An 18,460-nucleotide genomic window follows, 5' to 3' on the forward strand; every position below is an offset into this window, starting at 1 on the left:
GCGCAATATCATGGCAAAGGTTTGACAAGCCCGGCGCAAGCCGCCAAAGCGTGCGCTATGAACAATGCCACTTCAGACGCTGTTGCCTGCCGACTTGTCGCTGTAGTGGCAACCTTCAACCGCCTGTCCGAGTTGAAGGTCACGCTGGCGCGCCTCTTGGAAAGCCCGCCGGATCACCTCGCCGCCGTGGTGGTTTTCGACAATGCCTCCGTCGATGGAACCGATGCCTATCTTGCCAGGCTGGCGCAACAGGATGGCCGGGTGGATGTGATCCGCTCTGCCAGGAATATCGGCGGGGCGGGCGGGTTCGAGCAGGGCATGCGCCATGCGGTCCGCGTCCATGATCCGGATTGGCTGGTGCTGATGGACGACGATGGCCGCCCCGAGGTTGGCACGCTGGCGCGGTTTCACAGCCAGGATCGGTCAATGGCGCATGGCTGGGCGGCGGCGTGCTATACTCTGGACGGCCGCATTTGCGACATCAACCGCCCGTCGATCAACCCTTTCTGGAACCGCGCTGTCCTGCGCAAAACCGTGACAGGCTCGGGCCGCAACGGGTTTCATCTGGGCGAAGAGGCCTATAACGCGGCAGAGCCGCGCGACATCGACGGCACCTCCTTTGTGGGGTTCTTTATCTCTCGCGCGGGCGTAGAATTGGCAGAGTACCCGGATGGGGATCTGTTCATCTATGGCGATGATGTGCTTTATACGCTGCGGCTGCGGGCGCGGGGCGGGCGCATTCTTTTTGACCCGGCACTGCGGTTTGACCATAATTTCTCGACCCTGAACTCGGAAAAGCAGCGGTTCCGGCCGCTTTGGAAGACCTATTACCACTACCGGAACCTGCTGATGGTGTACCGGCTCTGCGCCGGCAAATGGTTTGCGCTGGTGCTGCCTGCGGTGGCGCTGAAATGGCTCTTGAAGGTTCAGAACTACAAAGGCCATCGCCGGCGCTATGTCGGACTGGTGCTGCGCGCGCTCAGGGACGGGTTGCTGTCCCGCAAGAAAGTCGACCACGATGTCGTGCTGGGCTGGGGGGATGAAACGCCACGCTAAGCCCGCGGCTTAGCCATTCTCGATGATCTGGCGGTAATAACGCTTGAGCAGCAAAAGCCCCATGGCCATGAGGCCAAGGGCCACGGCGACGACATAGGGCTTTGAGATATATTCGGGGGAGTAAAGCGGGTAGATCCCCTGACGAAAGATCCCGACCACATGCAGCAGCGGATTGTACCACAGGATTTCCTGCACCGTGCGCGGCAGGTCCTCATAGGTGAACAAAACCCCCGAAGCGATGAACAAAGGCCGTGTGACGATGGACCAAACGATCTCCCACACCGGGTAGAGCCCCGACAGCGCGCAATTGACCACGCCGACACCAAAGCCCAGCAGTAGCGCCATGCCGGTGCCCAGAAGGATCGGCCAGACATCCAGCGTTGTCCGGGTTTTCAGCGAGACCATGATCAGCACCAGGGTCACGGCGCTGACCATAATGCCGGTCAGCGCGTTCAGGATAAAACGGGCCAGCACCGCGTCGATCCATGTCACCGCAGGATAGAACAACAAGGGCCGCGAAAAGGTAATTGAACGCGCCACAAAGTTTGCGATCTGCTGATAGACATGGAAGGGCAGGTAGCCTGAGGCATAGAACAGAAAGAAGCTGACCCCCAAGGGCGGCACCCGCAGCAGGAGCGAAAACCCGATCGCCATGATCATCACCGCCGCCACAGGCTCAAGCAGCGCCCAGAAATAGCCGCCGGCAGTGCGCCCGTAGCGGGTCGACATTTCGCGCAGCATCAGGGCGCTGATGGTGCGAAACGACGCAAAGCTGCGCCGGGGGCGGGGGGTCTGGGGCGCTTCTCCAATCGGCTCGCGTGCGATCACCGCCGGCAGATCGTCGCCGTGGTCAGGGCCGTAGGACAGGGAAGAGGCTGGCATAGGGGTAATCAATCTCAAGCTGTCGCAGGGTTCGGGCAAGGCCACCATCCTCTGCCGATAGTGAAGATAGCTGTCCAACCACCAGAAGAAAGAGGCGATCAGGGGCAGGGCGCAGGCGCTTTAAGTTCTATCTGCTGCCCCCGCGGATTTCAATTCAACACGCGGGAAATTTGCGTTAGGAACAAAGAGATGTTCCGCGCTGATGACCCCACAACAACAATGAAGACTTATAATGAGTTCTAAAACGTCCGCGAACAAAGTTCCGCCGCCTATGCAAGAGGGGCCCTTGTTGCCCGGACCGCAGCCCGGCAAGCCGGTTCTCGAAGAACGTGTGCTCAAAAAGGGCGAACAACCGCCGCCCGCGGTGTCGAAAGACGGGGTGCCGCTGGAGCCGACGCCGGAGCCCGCAGCACCCGCGCAGATGAAGCGGCGTCATTGGGGGCAGGTGGTTTCCTTTATTCTCTTGGTGATCCTGCCGGTCGCGGTCACGGGGTTCTATCTGTTTGCCATCGCCAAGGATCAATACGCCTCGACCACCGGGTTTTCGGTGCAGCGCGAAGAAGGCGCCACGGCGAGCGATTTTCTGGGCATTATCCCGGGGCTTGGCGGCGGCAGCGGGGCGTCGGACACGGATATTCTTTATGAATTCATCCAAAGCCAGCGGCTCGTCGATCTGGTGGACCAAAAGCTCGACCTGCGCGCGCATTATTCCCGCTATTGGGACGGCGACCTGCTGACCGCGGATAAGGTGTTCTCGCTCTGGCCGGATGCGGATGCGGAGGATCTGCTGTGGTTCTGGAAGCGGATCGTGCGGATTTCCTATGATCAGGGAAGCGGGTTGATCGAGGTGCAGGTGTTGGCCTTTGATCCCGATTATGCGCAGGCCATCGCGACGGAGATCGTCGCGCAGAGCCAGATTATGATCAACCGGCTGTCCGACACCGCGCGCCGCGACGCCACGCGCTATGCCTTGGACGACCTCCAGCAATCCTTGGACCGGCTGAAGGAAGCCCGCGAAGCGCTGACGGATTTCCGCACCCGCACCCAGATCGTCGACCCGGCTGCCGATCTGCAAAGCCGTTTGGGCGTGATGAGCAATCTGCAACAACAGTTGGCGCAGGCCTTTATCGATTTCGACCTTCTGCTGGGCGCGTCCAGCCCCGATGACCCCCGGGTCGCGCAGGCCCGGCGCCGGATCGCGGTCATTCAGGAGCGGATTGCCTCGGAGCGCGAAAGTTTCGCCTCGGACGATGCGACCAACGGCCAGATCAACGAAGACTACCCGAACCTGATTGCCGAGTTTGAACGGCTTACCGTTGACCGCGAATATGCCGAAGAAGCCTATCGCGCGGCGCTGACGGCCTTGGATGTTGCCCGCGCCTCCGCCGCGCGCCAGTCCCGCTATCTGGCGACCTATATCGACCCGACAAGGGCCGAGAGTTCGCAATATCCCCAACGGTTCATCATTCTGGGTCTGACGGCCTTGTTTCTGGTGATGGCCTGGTCAATCTTTGCCTTGATCTATTATTCGATCCGCGACCGGCGCTAGGCTGGAGAATAGGCGATGATCCGTTTCGAGAACCTGACCAAAGGGTATTGGGCGAATAACACCCGCAAAGTGGTGATCGACAACCTGAACCTAACCCTGCCTCCGGGCAAATCCATCGCGCTCTTGGGACGCAACGGGGCGGGAAAGTCGACGTTGCTGCAACTGATCGCGGGCACCCTGAAGCCCGACGCCGGGCGGATTGTGACCACCGGCACGATCTCTTGGCCGGTTGGCTTTGCCGGGTCTTTCCACCTTGATCTGACCGGCGCGCAGAATGTGCGGTTCATCGCCCGGGTCTATGGGGTGGATTCTGACGAACTGGTCCATTTCGTCGAACGGTTCGCCGAGATCGGGGAGCATTTTCATGCTCCCGTGCGCAGCTACTCTTCGGGGATGCGCTCGCGTTTGGCGTTCGGAACGTCGATGGGAATCCGCTTTGACATCTATCTTGTCGACGAGGTGACCGCCGTGGGCGATGAGCAGTTCCGCCGCAAGAGCCGTAAGGTTTTCCGCGAACGTATGGTTGACGCCAGTGCGATCCTCGTGACCCACAACATGCCCGAAGTCCGCGCGTTCTGTGACGAAGGGCTGGTGCTGGACAATGGAAAAATCACCCACTTCAGTGATCTAGACGAGGCCATTCACACACATAAGGCGCTGATGGAGGGTTAACCTTTGACTCGCGGGTCTGGTTAACAAGGTCTCATAACTGCCTGTATCGTTTATACAAATTACGATCAAGCTCCGCAGTTTGGCCATAAAAACAAGCCCAAGTCACCGCAGGCCGCCGCCATTCTGATCCCGGGAAGAATACGGGGTGAGCTATGGTGGATCTGCGCTTTGAAGGTGCTGTCGGGCGGTTGTTTGAGGGCATGGGGGTGGGGCTGAACCATCTCGAAGTGGTTCAGACCGATGCGGGGCCGATTGTCGTGTCGGTTTCTGGCCGTGACGGCGGGGTGATCTGTATCGGGTTCGACGCGCAGGGCCGGCCGCGTCTGCTGGAGCAGCGCTACCACAGCGCGAATGTGACGGATACTGTGGACGGGCGGCTCGCGCTTATCGACAGTGGGTCTGAGACCGTGGTGGTGGTTGGCGCGGGCGGCGATAACACGCTTGTCGGCTACCGCATGACGCCGGAGGGTCTTGGGCCGAGCGTCGCGCTTACCGCGACGCAGGCGGCGGGCGCGCGCGATACGCTCACCGTGCAGACCGACAATGGGTTTATCTACTCGGCAGCCTCCGACGGCAGCCTGCGGGGGTTTTCGGTCGGCCAGAACGGGGCGCTGAATGCCGGGGCTCTGCGGTGGGACAACAACAGCACCTTTCACCAAACGCCGACCGCCCTGGAAAGCGTCACCCTGCAGGGGCGGACCTATCTGCTCTGCAGCAGCGTGGGCGATACCGGGGTTTCGGTCTTTGCGGTGAATGACGCCAATGGCCGGCTGACGCCGACCGGTGCCATGGGCATCAATCTGGGGCTGGGGCTGTTTGACACGCCCGCCGATCTGGCCACCGCGCAGATTGGCGGGAAGACATTCGTCATTGTGGCGTCACGGGGGGAGGCCACGAAAGGTGCCGCGCTGTCGGTGATGGAGCTGACCGCCGAGGGGCAGTTGATCGTGGCCGATCACATCTTGGATAATCTCTCGACCCGTTTTGGCGCGGTTTCCGCCATCTCCGTGGTCGAGCATAACGGGTTTCAATATCTGCTCGCGGGCGGCGGCGATCAGGGGATCGACCTTTTCACCCTGCTGCCGAGCGGGAAATTGGTTCACCTCGATACGATCACCACCGCGCCCGGCGCGTCGCTCGACAGCGTGAGCGATCTGACGGCGGTCGTGGTGGGGGGGCAACTGAACCTTTTGCTCACCAGCCACCAACGTGCCGAAATCACCGCCCTGAGCGTTGATCTGTCCGGGCAGGGCAGGCTCATGCGCGCTGGAGACGGCGGCGAGGTGCTGAGTGGTGCGGGCCGGGATGATATCGTGGTCGGCGGCGCCGGGGCGGATCGGCTGAGCGGCGGCGCGGGGGATGATATCCTGAGCGACGGGGCGGGCGCTGACACGCTGACGGGCGGGGCGGGGGCCGACCGCTTTGTCATCGCCTTTGACGGGGTGCGGGATGTGATCAACGACTTCAATCCGGCGCAGGATAGATTGGACCTGTCGCAGGTGCCGATGCTCTACAGCATGGGGCAAATCACCGTGACCCGGATGAACTGGGGCGCGCGTCTGACCTTTCGGGGCGAGGAACTGGACCTTCGGTCCACAAGGGGCGCGCTCACCCAGAACGACATTGAAGGCGCGATTGACTGGGCCATCGACAGGCCGCTTCTGGTGCTGCAGAACGAAGTGCGCGGGGGGCGCGGTGCGGACACGCTGGAAGGCACCGACGGGAGCGACGCGATCTATAGCGGCAATGGCAACGATCTGATCCATGCGGGCGATGGGGCGGACAAGATCGACGACGGCGCGGGCGCGGATACGGTTTTCGCAGGGGCCGGGAACGACACCGTGCAAGGCAGCGGAGGGCGCGATGAAATCCACCTTGACGACGGCGATGACGTCTATCTCGAAACTCCCTCCCGCGATGACCAGAAGTTCGACATTGTCTTTGGCGACGCGGGCAACGACACGATCACCAGTGCCGAAGGCGGCGACGAGCTTCACGGCGGCGCGGGGAACGACAGCCTGATCGGCGGCGCGGATGGGAACCGGATTTTCGGCGGGGTGAACTTTGACACCATACACTCGGGGGCGGGTGCCGACAGCGTTTGGGGCGGGAACGGGCGCGATCTGGCGTTTCTCGGCGCGGGGAATGACGTTTTCTATGACAACGCGCAGGGCGGGGTACTCGGGCGCGACACGGTCTTTGGGAACGCGGGCAACGACACGATCACCAGTGCCGAAGGCGGCGACGAGCTTCACGGCGGTGCGGGGAACGACAGCCTGATCGGCGGCGCGGATGGGAACCGGATTTTTGGCGGGGGGAACTTTGACACCATCCGATCGGGCGCGGGCGCCGACAGCGTTTGGGGCGGGAACGGGCGCGATCTGGCGTTTCTTGGCGCGGGGAATGACGTTTTCTATGACAACGCGCAGGGCGGGGTGTTCGGGCGCGACACGGTCTTTGGCGGCAGTGGCAATGACACGATCGCCGGGGGCAATGGCGATGACGTCTTCCATGGCGACACCGGGAATGACGTCATTTTCGCGCGGCTTGGCAACGACAGGATTTACGGGGGCGACAATAACGACATTATCCATGCTGGCGATGGGGCCGATCTGGTCTATGGGGGCAATGGGCGGGATCGTGTCTATCTGAATCAGGGAAACGATCTGTTCGTGGACAATGGCCAGGGAGGAGAGGCGGGGCGCGACACGGTGTTTGCCGGCTATGGCAATGACACGATCCAAGGCGGCAATGGCGATGACGTCTTCTTTGGTGAATGGGGGAACGACATCATCCATGCGCGACGCGGCAATGACACGGTTTATGCCGGGGACGGTGATGACCGCGTGTGGGGCGGTGATGGCCGCGATGAAACCTACCTTGGCGCAGGCGCGGATATCTTTTGGGACACCCCGCAGGGCGGCGTTGCGGGCCGCGATACCGTCTTTGCGGGGGGCGGCAATGACACGATCCAAGGCGGCAATGGGGATGACAGGTTCTTTGGCGAGAACGGCAGCGATCTGATCCTTGCCCGGCTGGGGAATGATTCAGTCTATGGGGGCAGCGGGTTTGATACCATCGATGCAGGGGCCGGGGATGATGTGGTCTTTGGCGGGAACGGGCGTGACCGCATCTATCTGGGCCACGGCGATGATGTCTATGTCGATACCGCCCAGGATGGCCGTTTGGGGCAGGACACGATCAACGGCGGGCCAGGGGCGGATACTTTCGTATTCGGCGCCGATATGTCCCGCGACGTGATCGTGGATTTTCAGGTCGGGGTCGATAGGCTGGCCCTGAACAGCGCCCTGACAGGCGGCGCCACCGCGCGCGGGATCGTTCAAGACCTGGCGCGGGTCTCGCAGGAGGGGGTGGTGATCGATTTCGGCGATGGTCAGATATTGCAGCTGGAGAACCTGACGACCCTTCAGGGGTTGGCCGATGCGATCGATATCCTGTGACAGGCAGGGGGGGCAATCCGGCACCCCAAAGGGTGCCGGACGCACCTTTGTCAGACGAAGGCGAAATTGTCGTAGCTGAAGTTGTCGTATTCCCCCGCCTCGCCAAAGAGGTGAATTTCAGGGGCGGCATCGACGAAGATATTCACATGGCTTCCGTCCGCCGTATAGAGGAACGTCACATCGTCGCGGGTGATACCGTTCATCTGCATCACATCGAGGCCAACCTCGAAGTTGTTGATGACGTCCACCTGGCCGCTCCCGGCGAAGTCTGACGCGTCGAAGACGAATGTGTCCGCCCCCGCACCGCCATCAAGAACGTCGGCACCGGCACCGCCATTGATCGTATCATTGCCCAGACGGCCAAAGATGACATCTTCGCCCGCGCCGCCTTGGAACAGGTCATCACCGTTGCCCCCTCGGTGAAAGGGCCGTGCCGAAACGCCTGTCGCGCGTTAAAGCGGTGACTTCACAAAGACCGGCGTGTCTTTGCCCTGCGCCAGGAAGGTCTCGGCCGTGTCCAGGGCTTCGCGAATGGTCACATCCATATCGAGGTAGCGATAGGTGCCCAGCCGTCCAACAAAGGTCACGCCGCTCTGCTGTTCCGCCAAGGCCACATAGTCGGCCAAGAGCGCTTTCTCGTCCACCTGGCGGATCGGATAATAGGGGATGTCCTCCGGGCCAGCCAGACGCGAGAATTCCTTGTAGAGGACAGAGCCGTCGTGGCTTTCCCAAGGGCTGAAATGTTTATGTTCGGTGATGCGCGTATAGGGAACGGATTCCTCGCCGTAATTCATCACAGCACAGCCCTGATAGTCGCCGTCATAGGTGAACTGTTCGAAATCCAGCGTCCGGTAGCCCAGGCGGCCCAGTTCGAAGTCAAACCAGCCGTCCAGCGGGCCAGCATAGAACACGTGATCATAATCCGCCGCCTGATCGCGGGTGAAGAAGCTGTTCAGATGCACGGTGATCGACGGGTGATCCAGAATGCGCTCGATCATCGCGGTGTAGCCGTTCTCTGGCATGCCCTGAAACTTATGGAAGAAATAATTGTCGTCGTAGTTAAAGCGCACCGGCAGACGTTTCAGGATCGATGCGGGCAGTTCCGACGGGTGAACCCCCCATTGTTTGATCGTGTAGCCTTTGAAAAATGCTTCATAAAGGTCGTTGCCCACAAAGCGTTGCGCCTGCTCTTCGAAGGTCTGCGGATTTTCGATCGACGTGTCGGCCTGCGCTTCGATAAAGGCGCGGGCTTCGTCGGGGCGCATGGTCTTGTGGTAGAATTGATTGATCGTATGCAGGTTGATCGGCAGCGAGAATACCTGACCCTTGGAGGTGGTCTTGACCCGGTTCTTATAGGGCATGAAGGTCTCGAAGCTGTTGACGTAGTTCCAGACCTCTTCATCATCGGTGTGAAAGATATGCGGGCCATAGACATGGACCATCACCCCGGTCTTTGGATCGCGTGTGGTGTGGCAGTTGCCGCCCACATGGTCGCGGGATTCAACGATCGTGATATTATGCCCCGCTTCGGCAAGCTTGCGTCCGATCACAGCCCCGGACAGACCTGCCCCTACGAGTAAAATATCCATCATCGTTCTCCTGACTTTGGCAAAGCTCATCTCATGCTGGACAGCTTCCTGCAAGACCGCGCTTCAAGTGCGCAATTTTCGGTGGTGCACCGCCAATTCAGCGCATGTTGCAGAAATGAGACAGCGCGCCGGCGCGGAGGGCTCTTGGTTCTCTCCGCCGCATCAAAGCCTTAGCCGGGGGTGGCTGAAATCCGCGCATATGGCGGCCTCTGGTCGCCACGGCAGCCTATAAATCGCCTCCTTTCCAGCTATAACTGCCGCTCTAACCGCTTCAAGAGTTGCCAAATCAAGGCGGCCAGCAGGCAATTATCTATTGAGTAATATCTATGCCAAAGACTGTAGCCACCGTGTCCGACTTCGGTCACCGCGTTCCCATATGCGTTGCCGATTTCGGTGCTTCAGTCGTTGCGTAAATATTCCTTGAGGTCCCCCAAAAAGTAACAAGAAAAATGCCAGCTCTCGTGATCTGGCATTTCTGACGAGGATAGAACTATGTGTACAATCTGTGCCATCTCCCAAACCTTCGACCCGGCCCGCCACGATGCGGAACCGGGCATTGCCGCCACTTTGACAGCGGGGGCGGACGCGCCGGAAACAACGTCTACCCCCTACCGGTTGAATGACGGGGATGGGTTTACGGGGTCGATTGAACAGGGCGACGGGGCGGCGTGGGTTGCCGTCACCTTGGAAGCGGGACAGCGGTACTCTTTTGATCTCGAAGACGCGTCAGGCACAGCGGGCGGCGCAGCCGACGTGCAGCTTCGGCTTTACGACAGCAGCGGTGCGGAAGTGGTCCATGACGGCAAGGGCGGTGCCGGAACGGATGCGCAAATCACCTATACGGCCGAGGCGTCTGACACCTATTACATCGGCGTCGATAACGCCCCGTCGAACGGTGGCGCAGCGCAGGTCACGGCGGCAGCCTATGGTGGCGGCATGGCCACATTGGACACTCTGGCGCTTCAATTGACGGATACATACTGGGGGGACCGGCGCCATGTTTATGATTTTGCGGCGTCAAATGAGGTCACGGTCAATCTGACGGGTCTTACAGCCAAGGCCCAGCAACTCGCCCGTTGGGCGATGGAGGCCTGGGAGATGTCGGCCAACGTCCGTTTCCGGGAGGTCAGCTCGGGCGAGATGATCACGATCGACGACGAGAATGACGGGGCCTATGCCTATGCCCCGAACAGCGTCCCCTCGGATGGGATCGAGATGAATGTCTCGCGCGACTGGCTGAACAACAGCGGGACCACCATCGACAGCCATTCGATGAACACTTTCATCCATGAATTCGGCCATGCGCTTGGGCTAGGCCATATGGGGGATTACGACGGCCAGGCGCATTTCGGGTCGAGCAACTCCTACCGCAATGACAGCTGGCAAACCTCGGTCATGTCTTACTTTGACCAGGCGGATAATACCAATATCGACGCCTCCTTTGGCTATACGACAACGCCGATGATCGCGGATGTTCTGGCGATTCAGAACCTCTATGGCGCGCCTTCGGCGCAGTCTCCGACCGCCGGGAATACCACTTGGGGCGCCAATTCGACGCTGAACAACTATCTCGACGAGGTCTTTGCCGTCCTGTCCAGCGGCCGCACCACCGCGAATGTGACCGGCAAAGCCATGGTCTTTAACATCTATGACGTCAGCGGCTTCGACCGCATCGATCTGAGCTATTCGACCACCCATGACCGGATCGACCTGCGGCCCGAAGCCTTTTCCGACCTCGGGGGCATGATTGGCAACCTGTCCATTTCGCGCGGCACGACGATTGAGGCGCTGATCACCGGCTCGGGGCAGGATACCGTGACGGGCAATGCGGCCGACAATGTTCTTGAGACCGGGGCCGGGGCCGATAGCGTCTCCGCTGGCAGGGGGCACGACCGTGTCGAAGGCGGCGACGGGGCCGATACGATTTCCGGCGGTGAGGGCAATGACAGTGTCTGGGGCGGCAATGGTCGGGATCTGATCTACCTCAATCAAGGCAATGATCTGTTCACCGACAACGGACAGGGGGGCGTGCTGGGCCGCGACACGGTCTATACCGGATTGGGCAATGATACGGTTCGGGGCGGCAATGGCGATGACATTTTCCACGGCCAAGATGGTAATGATCTTATCTGGGCAGGTTTGGGGAATGACACGATCTATGGCGGCAACAACTTCGATACGATCTCCGCAGGCATCGGGGATGACGTAGTGCATGGCGGCAATGGCCGTGATCTGATTTACCTGAACCAGGGCAACGATCTGTTCATCGACAACGGACAAGGGGGTGTGCTGGGCCGCGACACGGTCTATACCGGATTGGGCAATGATACAGTTCGGGGCGGCAATGGCGATGACATTTTCCACGGCGAAGATGGTGATGATCTTATCTGGGCAGCTTTGGGGAATGACACGATCTATGGCGGTAACAACTTCGATACGATCTCCGCAGGCATCGGGGATGACGTAGTGCATGGCGGCAATGGCCGGGATCTGATCTACCTCAATCAAGGCAATGATATCTATTTCGACAATGGTCAGGGCGGCGTGTTTGGCCGTGATACGGTCTATGCCGGTTTTGGAAATGACACTATCCAGGGCGGGAACGGCAACGATCTCTTTCTGGGCGAGGCTGGCAATGACCTGATCTTTGGCCGCTTGGGCGATGACCGCATCTTTGGCGGCGATCAATACGACACGATCCACGCCGGCGACGGGAATGATCTGGTCGATGGCGGCAATGGGCGGGACCTGATCACGCTGGGCAATGGCGCTGACCGCTATGTCGATACTGCGCAGCTGGAGGTGCACGGCCAAGACACAATCACCGGCGGCGCGGGCGCGGATACATTCGTCTTTGGCAGCGGCACTGGCGGCGATATCATCACGGACTTTACCTCAGAGGATCGGCTCGAATTCAGCGCCAGCCTTGTGGGCGGGCGCAGTGCGGCGGATGCGCTGAGCAGTTTCGCCCGGCAGGTTGGCAATCACAGCGATAGTAATGGCACCTCCTTCGGGGCCGGCACGCTGTTTGATTTCGGCGCGGGCCAGACGCTCTTCCTTCAGGGTGTGACCGATACGGCAAGCCTGGCCGACGAAATCTTCATCGTCTAGGCCCCTCGGCCCAGCTCAAAGAAAACGGCGGTCTGAAAAGATCGCCGTTTTGTATTTGTCGCCTGTCTCTGCCTTGTGTTCAGCTCTCGCCGTCGCTGCGCTCGGTCTTTGGCTCAAATTTGAGCACTTTGCGCCAGAACGCCTGTCCGATCAGCGTTTGGTAAGCCTTGGTCCATTCGGCCTTGAGGACGGGGTAGCGTCAAGCATGTGCCCGTCGAGAGGGACATCGATGCGTTGACTCAAATTAGCAACTAGAGTCACGATTTCTTGGACCACCGCCTCCAAGTGCGGTCCACACAGGCGATATAGACCGCCAGGTCGACCCGACCGTCCCCTCGCAGCTGAAGCCCAAATAGTCTTCAACCCGCAATGGATTGCCCAATTGCCAATGTTGAAATAGGTGTCGAACCGAATTTCCGCCTTCGGCTCCAGAATGATCTCGCCCCTGCGCAGAGACTGGCTCGCCGATCCTTTGAGACGCACGTACATGTCCCGCTCCGAACTATAGGCGGGATTGGGCCAGACCATGGGTTGCAGCATAGTCAGATTGCCAGGCAAGGGCGGCGGCGGGGTGTTCTGCCGCTGTCTTGGCTGTTGATACAGCGGGCCTGGACGAGCGACAGAATGTTGTGATCGGTCGCTTCTTCGCGGTTTTCTGCGCGCTATTCATCGGTTATTTTGGTACGATCTCTACATTGGCCAAGAGCTGCCCGGTCAGTTCAATGCTGTCTTCCAATGTAAGCTGTCCCAGATTGCCAAATTCGGGGTGATCCGCACGAGCGGGGAAAAAGGCGCCCTCCAGCGTCGGATTGAACTCATTCTTGAGCCATCTATTGGCGTTTTGAAACGGGTCCATAATTCGGCGCGCGGTCGCCGCGGCCATGACCGGGCGGGGCTGTTTGGGCAGCGCATTGATAAAGGGGGTCAGCTTGCTGCGCTGTTCATTGGGTTTGCCATTCTTAACGAATGGAATGGCCGGGTGCAGACGCCGCAGAAATTCCAGCGCCGGGGCCGACAGGCCAAGGTTGGGTTCCGGAGAGGGTTTGAAACCCTCCATATCCGGCGTCCAGGTGCGCTGCACAACCCCCATGAAATCTGCCAAGATATCGCCTTGGATAAAGTCCACGGGCGAGAACCGGCGGACGACCATCTTCTCCTTGCCCCAAACGGAGATCCATTTCGACAGTTCGCGACGATAGTAAAGGTAAGGCACGGGGCTGTCGGGGCCGGCGCAGGTTTTGATGAACTGATCGAAGGTCTCGTCACTGAAACCCCGGCGCATGAATTCACCATACATCGAGATCAGCGCGTCATCCTGCCGCCGCACATAGAGGACGATTTCGATGTCGTCGAAATGTTGTGACAGAAAGCTCTTGAGCGAGCGGATCTCGGCCTGGGTGCGCAGATTGCCCAAAAGGTTCTCCGACGACATCACCATTGTGGTGACATGTTCGGGCAGGCTTGCCTTATGCTCTTCGATCCGCCGGGACAATCTGCTGCGAAATTCGGCTACTTCCGCCGGGGTGTTCAGCCCATAGACGCGGGCGAAATCATGTATTTTCTCGGCGCAGGCGAAAAACAGGGTGATGTGGTTCGCATCCGGCGCCAAGACTTTGCCATAGGCGATGCCCCGTTCCGCAAGCCAATCCTCATTCGCCGCAAAGCTGTTTTGGATCAAGGTAGAGGCCGTTTTCGGAGAGCCTATATGACAAATAAGTTTCAACTCGGACCTCTCAAGAACTGCCAGCGCGTCGTCTTTGCCAGTGCCCTACCAGAGAGCCTGCCGGATTTTGCCTGTTATTCTCACGCCTGAGAGCCGCAACGCAAGGGCCAATCTGCCCGCGAAAACAGCCGGGAAAGGCCGTTTGCCCGGCGGTTTAGAGCGAAGTCTCGGTCAGGTGGCACACGTGGCAGGGGTTTCTTTCTGTGCGCGAGCCGATCACATTGCGACAAGGAACATCAGAATCGCGCAAGGGGGGTGCCGCGTGAGTGAGATATATCAAAAGGGTATGAAGACCCGCCGGGAGGTCTTGGGCGATGCCCATGTGGACCGGGCGGAGGCCGCTAAGTCAGATATTGATCTGCCATTTCAAACCCTTATCACGGAATCCGCCTGGGGCCGGGTCTGGGCCTCGGATCAGATCAGCCGGCGGGAGCGGTCGATGCTGACGGTCGCCCTGCTTGCCGCGACCGGGAATTTTGACGAAATCCCGATGCATGTGCGCGCCACGGCGAACACCGGTGCCTCGATGACGGATCTGGCCGAGGCGCTGCAACATGTGGCGATCTATGCCGGCGTGCCCAGGGCCAACCATGCGCTGAAACTGGTCAAACAGACCTACCGCGAGATGGAGCAGAGCGCGCCATGACAGATGCATCCGATGCCCCCGGGGCGCGGTTGATCCCGCGCAACCACGGTCTCCATCCCGCGCCCTATGATCCGGCCTATAAGACCAGCGTGACCCGCGCGCCCAGCCTGCCGCTCTTGTCGATGGAAAGCGGCGCTTCCGAGGAAACCGGACCAAGGTTCGGACATGGGATTCTGGGTGACTTGGACAACAATCTGATCCTCAACAGGAGCAAGGGGGCGGCCCCCGCCCTGGGAGAGCGGATCTTGGTGCATGGGCGGGTGCTGGATGAGAACAATCGCCCGGTGCCAGAGGCGCTGATCGAGATCTGGCAGGCCAATGCCGGGGGGCGCTACAGGCATCAGAAGGACGGCTATATCGCCCCGCTCGACCCCAATTTCGGCGGCTGCGGGCGGACCCTTACCGATGACACCGGCGCCTATGCCTTTCTCACCATCCGCCCCGGCGCCTATCCTTGGCCCAACCGCGGCAATGACTGGCGGCCAATGCATATTCACGCCTCGGTCTTTGGACATAGCTTTGGCCAGCGGCTGATCACCCAGATGTATTTCGAAGGGGATCCCCTGATCGACCATTGCCCCATCGCCGCGACGGTCAAGGACCGCGCGTCCTTGGACCGGCTGGTCGCGCCGCTTGATTTCTCCAAATCCCGGCCTTTGGATCACCTTGCCTATAAGTTTGACATCGTCCTGCGCGGACGGCGCCAGACGATGTTCGAAAACCAGCCGGAGGGGATGTGACATGGTGCAAAAGCTCAACACGCTTGCCGAGACCGCCTCGCAGACGGCGGGGCCCTATGTCCATATCGGGCTGATGCCGAGCTATGCGGGCAACCCCGGCAGCTTCGAGACCGAGATCGGCGCGACCCCGATCATCGGGGATGTCGAGGGGCAGATCATTGAGATTTCCGGCTCGGTCTATGACGGCACGGGCTGGGCGCTGCGGGACGTTTTGATCGAAAGCTGGCAATGTGATGGCAAGGGGCGCTTTGCCGGGCAGCCGGGGGCGGACCCGAATTTCACCGGTTTCTGCCGTTTCGCCGCTGATGCGGAGACCGGTCTCTTTACCCTGCGGACGGTGAAACCGGGCGCAGCGCAAGCAGCCCCCGGCACCGCGCCGCATATTGCGCTTTGGATCGTGGCGCGGGGGATCAATCTTGGCCTGCACAGCCGAATTTACTTTGAGGATTGCGACAACGCAGGCGACCCGCTGCTGCGCCGGATCGAACAGAAACCGCGGGTGGAGACTTTGATCGCGCAGAAGACGGGCGACGCCAGCTACCATTTTGATATCCGCCTGCAGGGGCCGGGCGAAACCGTCTTTCTGGATATCTAAGGGCGCATCCGGCCCGATTTCTTTTAGAGAAATCAGGCCGGAATTTTTTAAAAATTCCGACGCTCGGCGGCGTCGGTCGTGGCAAAGGCCCGGGCCGCGCCGGCAAGCTCCTGACAGAGACGACCGAGCACTTCGCTGCGGTTGGAATGCGGGCTTTGCACCAGACCGAGCCGTCGGTGGATCGGGGGGCTGCCGAAGGGCAGGGAGCGCAGCGATCCCGGTGCGATCTCTTGCAACGCCACCGACGGCACCACGGCAAAGCCAAGCCCCGCCTGCACACAGCCGATCACCGCCGTCATCGTGTTGACGGAGATGATCTGCGCCGGTTCCACCCCGAAACCCGCGATCTCCGTGTCGATCTGCCGGGCCAGTGGCACCCGGGTTTGATAGCGCACATATGGCACGCTGTGCAGCACCTCTTCCAATGTGCTGGCCTTGATCTTGGGCGGGATCAGCAGGGCGAGCGGCTCGCTGAGCACTTCCGTCCAGCGCAGCGACAGCGGCACCGCCACGTGATCGGCCACCAGCGCCGCATCAAGCTGCCCCGCCGCCACCTCGCGCATCAACTCTTCCGACATGGCGATCCGCAGCTTGAAGGAGAGGCCCGGAAACTGCTGGTGCAGGGTCGCGATGGCGGCGGGCATCAGCGATTGCGCGCATGTCCGCAGCGAGCCGATGGCAAGCGTGCCGCGCAGCTCGGCCCCGCCGGTCTGCGATTTCGCGGCATTCGCCAGCTGCAGGATGCCGCGCGCGGTGCGCACCATCTCGGAGCCTTTGGAGGTCAGCGCCGGCGGGCGGCGCGCACGGTCAAAGAGCGTCGCGCCAAGTTCTTGTTCCAATGCAACAACCTGCTGGCTCACTGCAGAGGCCGTAAGGTTCACGGCCCGCGCCGCCGCCGCGAAACCGCCGTGATGCACAATGGCCAGAAGTGTTTCCAATTGCCGGGTATCCATCGCGCTAAGTTAAGCCGCGCTTACTTTAATAGCAAGAATTCCGCGCTTTTCTATTGTTTTACTTCTGATAAGACTTCCCCCCATAGCGATCCGGGCGCTTGCGCGCTTCATATGAGGGAGAGAGACATGTTTTATCGTACAGGCTTTGCGGCGCTTTGCACCGCCGCCACGCTGGTCGCGGCACCGCTCGCCGCGCAGGACTACCCCGAAAGACCGGTCGAATTTATCGTGCCTTGGTCGCCCGGTGGCGGTTCCGATACGCTGATGCGTCTGGTCTCTGGCAATATCGAGCCGCATCTGGGGGTTGAGCTGCCGATCATCAACATGCCGGGCGTGGGCGGCACCGTCGGCCTGCGCGAAGCCTCGCGCCGCAAGGCGGATGGCTATACCATCAGCCAGGTGCACGAAGGGCTGCTGGTCGCGACCGAGACCGGCATCACCGATCTGGCCTGGGATGATTTCGAGCCGATCGCGCTGATGACCGCCTCGCCGCAGTACCTCGTGGTGCATCCCACCGACGACTATAGCAACTTTGAGGAATTCGTCAGCTTCGCCAAGGAGAACCCCGGCGAGATCACCATCGGCGTGACCTTGGGCGGGGTGCCGCATCTGCATGCGGCGATGATCGAACAGGCTTTTGACGTGCAGTTCTCCTATGTCGGCTACGAAGGCACGGGCGAACGGGTCCGGGCGCTGGTCGGCGGCAACCTCGACGCGGCCATTGGCGACATCTCCTCGGCGCAGCAATTCGTGGAAAGCGGCGATCTGCAATTCCTCGCGGTCGGGTCGACAGAGCGGGTCGAAGAGACCCCGGATGTGCCGACCTTCATGGAGTTGGGCGGCGATCTGGAGCTGAATGTGACCCGGGGCATCGTGATGCCCAAAGGGGCCCCGCAAGAGGCGCGGGACAAGATGGAGGCGGCGCTCAAGGCGCTGGCGCAGGATGAGACCTATGTCGAACAGACCACCAATGCCGGTGCCTCGGTCATGTTCCGCGGCCAGGACGGCTACCGCGCCTATCTGTCGAAGTTGGACGCCACGGTGAAGTCGCTGTCTGAGGTTCTCGCCCAGTGACCGACAAGGTGACGCCCCAAGATCATGCGAAGGAGGCGGGCGAGACGGCCCGCCTTCTGAGCTATGTCTTTATCCTGCTCGCATCGGGCGGGTTGTTTCTATCCTCGCTCGCCATCCCGGCCTCGCGTTTCGAGCGCCTTGGCGCGGGGGCTTTCCCCCAGATGGTCTTTGCCGCCCTGATGCTGATGTCACTGGTGGCGATCGTGGATGCGCTGCGCAAACTGCCGCGCGCCGCCTATGGCCGTTTCGCGCGGGAAACCGCGGCCTGGGCGCGGCGCCGCTATCTGGTCTTTGTCGTTCTCGCGGCGCTTGGTGTCTATATCGTCCTGCTGCCGATTCTGGGTTTTTCCATCGCCAGTTTTCTCTTCATCCTTGGTCTTGAACTGCTGCTGATGCCGCGAAGCTGGAA

The 18,460-nt window shown here is 60.6% G+C and carries 15 protein-coding genes and 1 pseudogene; 10 read left to right on the forward strand and 6 right to left on the reverse strand.

Annotated elements, in window-relative coordinates; all coding sequences use genetic code 11:
• Positions 1–57 precede the first annotated feature (57 nt).
• Positions 58–1,056: a glycosyltransferase gene (locus AB4M76_RS18880; RefSeq protein ID WP_368443782.1), complete on the forward strand. Its 999-nt coding sequence runs from the start codon at positions 58–60 to the stop codon at positions 1,054–1,056.
• A gap of 9 nt (positions 1,057–1,065) precedes the next feature.
• On the opposite strand, the gene AB4M76_RS18885 is transcribed toward AB4M76_RS18880, so the two are convergent.
• Positions 1,066–1,938: an ABC transporter permease gene (locus tag AB4M76_RS18885; RefSeq protein ID WP_368443784.1), complete on the reverse strand. Its 873-nt coding sequence runs from the start codon at positions 1,936–1,938 to the stop codon at positions 1,066–1,068.
• Positions 1,939–2,227: 289 nt separating this feature from the next.
• Between AB4M76_RS18885 and AB4M76_RS18890 the strand changes: the two genes are divergently transcribed.
• The 3 genes from AB4M76_RS18890 (at position 2,228) to AB4M76_RS18900 (ending at position 7,620) form a co-directional block, all read left to right on the forward strand.
• A complete protein-coding gene (locus AB4M76_RS18890; RefSeq protein WP_368443786.1) occupies positions 2,228–3,487 on the forward strand; it encodes a sugar transporter in 1,260 nt (419 codons plus the stop codon).
• A 15-nt stretch (positions 3,488–3,502) separates the two neighbouring features.
• Positions 3,503–4,159 carry an ABC transporter ATP-binding protein gene (locus tag AB4M76_RS18895; RefSeq protein WP_368443788.1) on the forward strand — a complete coding sequence of 219 codons (657 nt, stop codon included), beginning with the start codon at positions 3,503–3,505 and terminating at the stop codon, positions 4,157–4,159.
• Between the two features lie 152 nt (positions 4,160–4,311).
• Positions 4,312–7,620 (forward strand): hypothetical protein, encoded by a 3,309-nt coding sequence (locus AB4M76_RS18900; protein WP_368443790.1) that lies wholly within the window; start codon positions 4,312–4,314, stop codon positions 7,618–7,620.
• 50 nt (positions 7,621–7,670) lie between these two features.
• Here AB4M76_RS18900 and AB4M76_RS18905 read toward each other — a convergent pair whose 3' ends face one another.
• The 3 genes and pseudogenes from AB4M76_RS18905 to glf form a co-directional block, all read right to left on the reverse strand.
• Entirely contained in the window at positions 7,671–7,868 is a 198-nt protein-coding gene (locus AB4M76_RS18905; protein WP_368443792.1) for a hypothetical protein, read from the reverse strand.
• A gap of 45 nt (positions 7,869–7,913) precedes the next feature.
• Positions 7,914–8,024: pseudogene (locus AB4M76_RS18910) on the reverse strand (calcium-binding protein); the annotation flags it as partial.
• A 48-nt stretch (positions 8,025–8,072) separates the two neighbouring features.
• The gene (glf, locus tag AB4M76_RS18915; RefSeq protein WP_368443820.1) at positions 8,073–9,209 is read right to left on the reverse strand and encodes a UDP-galactopyranose mutase; all 1,137 of its coding nucleotides are present in this window, start codon (positions 9,207–9,209) and stop codon (positions 8,073–8,075) included.
• 492 nt (positions 9,210–9,701) lie between these two features.
• Between glf and AB4M76_RS18920 the strand changes: the two genes are divergently transcribed.
• Positions 9,702–12,320, forward strand: a complete 2,619-nt coding sequence (locus AB4M76_RS18920; protein WP_368443794.1) for a M10 family metallopeptidase C-terminal domain-containing protein — start codon at positions 9,702–9,704, stop codon at positions 12,318–12,320.
• Positions 12,321–12,993: 673 nt separating this feature from the next.
• Here the strand turns inward: AB4M76_RS18920 and AB4M76_RS18925 are convergent.
• A complete protein-coding gene (locus tag AB4M76_RS18925) occupies positions 12,994–13,998 on the reverse strand; it encodes a hypothetical protein (protein ID WP_368443796.1) in 1,005 nt (334 codons plus the stop codon).
• Positions 13,999–14,305: 307 nt separating this feature from the next.
• Between AB4M76_RS18925 and pcaC the strand changes: the two genes are divergently transcribed.
• The 3 genes from pcaC to pcaG are packed head-to-tail and all read left to right on the forward strand — an operon-like array spanning position 14,306 to position 16,024.
• The gene (pcaC, locus tag AB4M76_RS18930; protein WP_368443798.1) at positions 14,306–14,689 is read left to right on the forward strand and encodes a 4-carboxymuconolactone decarboxylase; all 384 of its coding nucleotides are present in this window, start codon (positions 14,306–14,308) and stop codon (positions 14,687–14,689) included.
• Positions 14,686–15,429, forward strand: a complete 744-nt coding sequence (pcaH, locus tag AB4M76_RS18935) for a protocatechuate 3,4-dioxygenase subunit beta (RefSeq protein WP_368443800.1) — start codon at positions 14,686–14,688, stop codon at positions 15,427–15,429. Before pcaC ends, pcaH begins: the two co-directional genes overlap by 4 nt.
• 1 nt (position 15,430) lies before the next feature.
• The gene (pcaG, locus tag AB4M76_RS18940; protein ID WP_368443802.1) at positions 15,431–16,024 is read left to right on the forward strand and encodes a protocatechuate 3,4-dioxygenase subunit alpha; all 594 of its coding nucleotides are present in this window, start codon (positions 15,431–15,433) and stop codon (positions 16,022–16,024) included.
• Positions 16,025–16,071: 47 nt separating this feature from the next.
• Here pcaG and AB4M76_RS18945 read toward each other — a convergent pair whose 3' ends face one another.
• Positions 16,072–16,962, reverse strand: coding sequence for a LysR family transcriptional regulator (locus AB4M76_RS18945; RefSeq protein WP_368443804.1), 891 nt, complete (start codon positions 16,960–16,962; stop codon positions 16,072–16,074).
• Positions 16,963–17,103: 141 nt separating this feature from the next.
• On the opposite strand from AB4M76_RS18945, the gene AB4M76_RS18950 reads away from it, so the two are divergent.
• Both AB4M76_RS18950 and AB4M76_RS18955 read left to right on the forward strand, forming a co-directional pair.
• Positions 17,104–18,051 (forward strand): Bug family tripartite tricarboxylate transporter substrate binding protein, encoded by a 948-nt coding sequence (locus AB4M76_RS18950; protein WP_368443806.1) that lies wholly within the window; start codon positions 17,104–17,106, stop codon positions 18,049–18,051.
• The coding region (locus AB4M76_RS18955) for a tripartite tricarboxylate transporter TctB family protein (protein WP_368443808.1) at positions 18,048–18,460 on the forward strand (413 nt) is incomplete at its 3' end. The genes AB4M76_RS18950 and AB4M76_RS18955, both read left to right, overlap by 4 nt.

The sequence above is a fragment of the Sulfitobacter sp. PS-8MA genome, assembly GCF_040933935.1.
In the GTDB taxonomy this organism is placed as follows: domain Bacteria; phylum Pseudomonadota; class Alphaproteobacteria; order Rhodobacterales; family Rhodobacteraceae; genus Sulfitobacter.

Excerpts from the sequence above, each read along its gene's own strand:
- pcaH (WP_368443800.1), top strand. The coding sequence starts at position 14,686 with ATGACAGATGCATCCGATGCCCCCGGGGCGCGGTTGATCCCGCGCAAC.
- pcaG (WP_368443802.1), top strand. The coding sequence starts at position 15,431 with ATGGTGCAAAAGCTCAACACGCTTGCCGAGACCGCCTCGCAGACGGCG.
- glf (WP_368443820.1), bottom strand. The coding sequence starts at position 9,209 with ATGGATATTTTACTCGTAGGGGCAGGTCTGTCCGGGGCTGTGATCGGA.
- AB4M76_RS18900 (WP_368443790.1), top strand. The coding sequence starts at position 4,312 with ATGGTGGATCTGCGCTTTGAAGGTGCTGTCGGGCGGTTGTTTGAGGGC.
- AB4M76_RS18895 (WP_368443788.1), top strand. The coding sequence starts at position 3,503 with ATGATCCGTTTCGAGAACCTGACCAAAGGGTATTGGGCGAATAACACC.
- AB4M76_RS18950 (WP_368443806.1), top strand. The coding sequence starts at position 17,104 with ATGTTTTATCGTACAGGCTTTGCGGCGCTTTGCACCGCCGCCACGCTG.
- AB4M76_RS18920 (WP_368443794.1), top strand. The coding sequence starts at position 9,702 with ATGTGTACAATCTGTGCCATCTCCCAAACCTTCGACCCGGCCCGCCAC.
- AB4M76_RS18880 (WP_368443782.1), top strand. The coding sequence starts at position 58 with ATGAACAATGCCACTTCAGACGCTGTTGCCTGCCGACTTGTCGCTGTA.
- AB4M76_RS18885 (WP_368443784.1), bottom strand. The coding sequence starts at position 1,938 with ATGCCAGCCTCTTCCCTGTCCTACGGCCCTGACCACGGCGACGATCTG.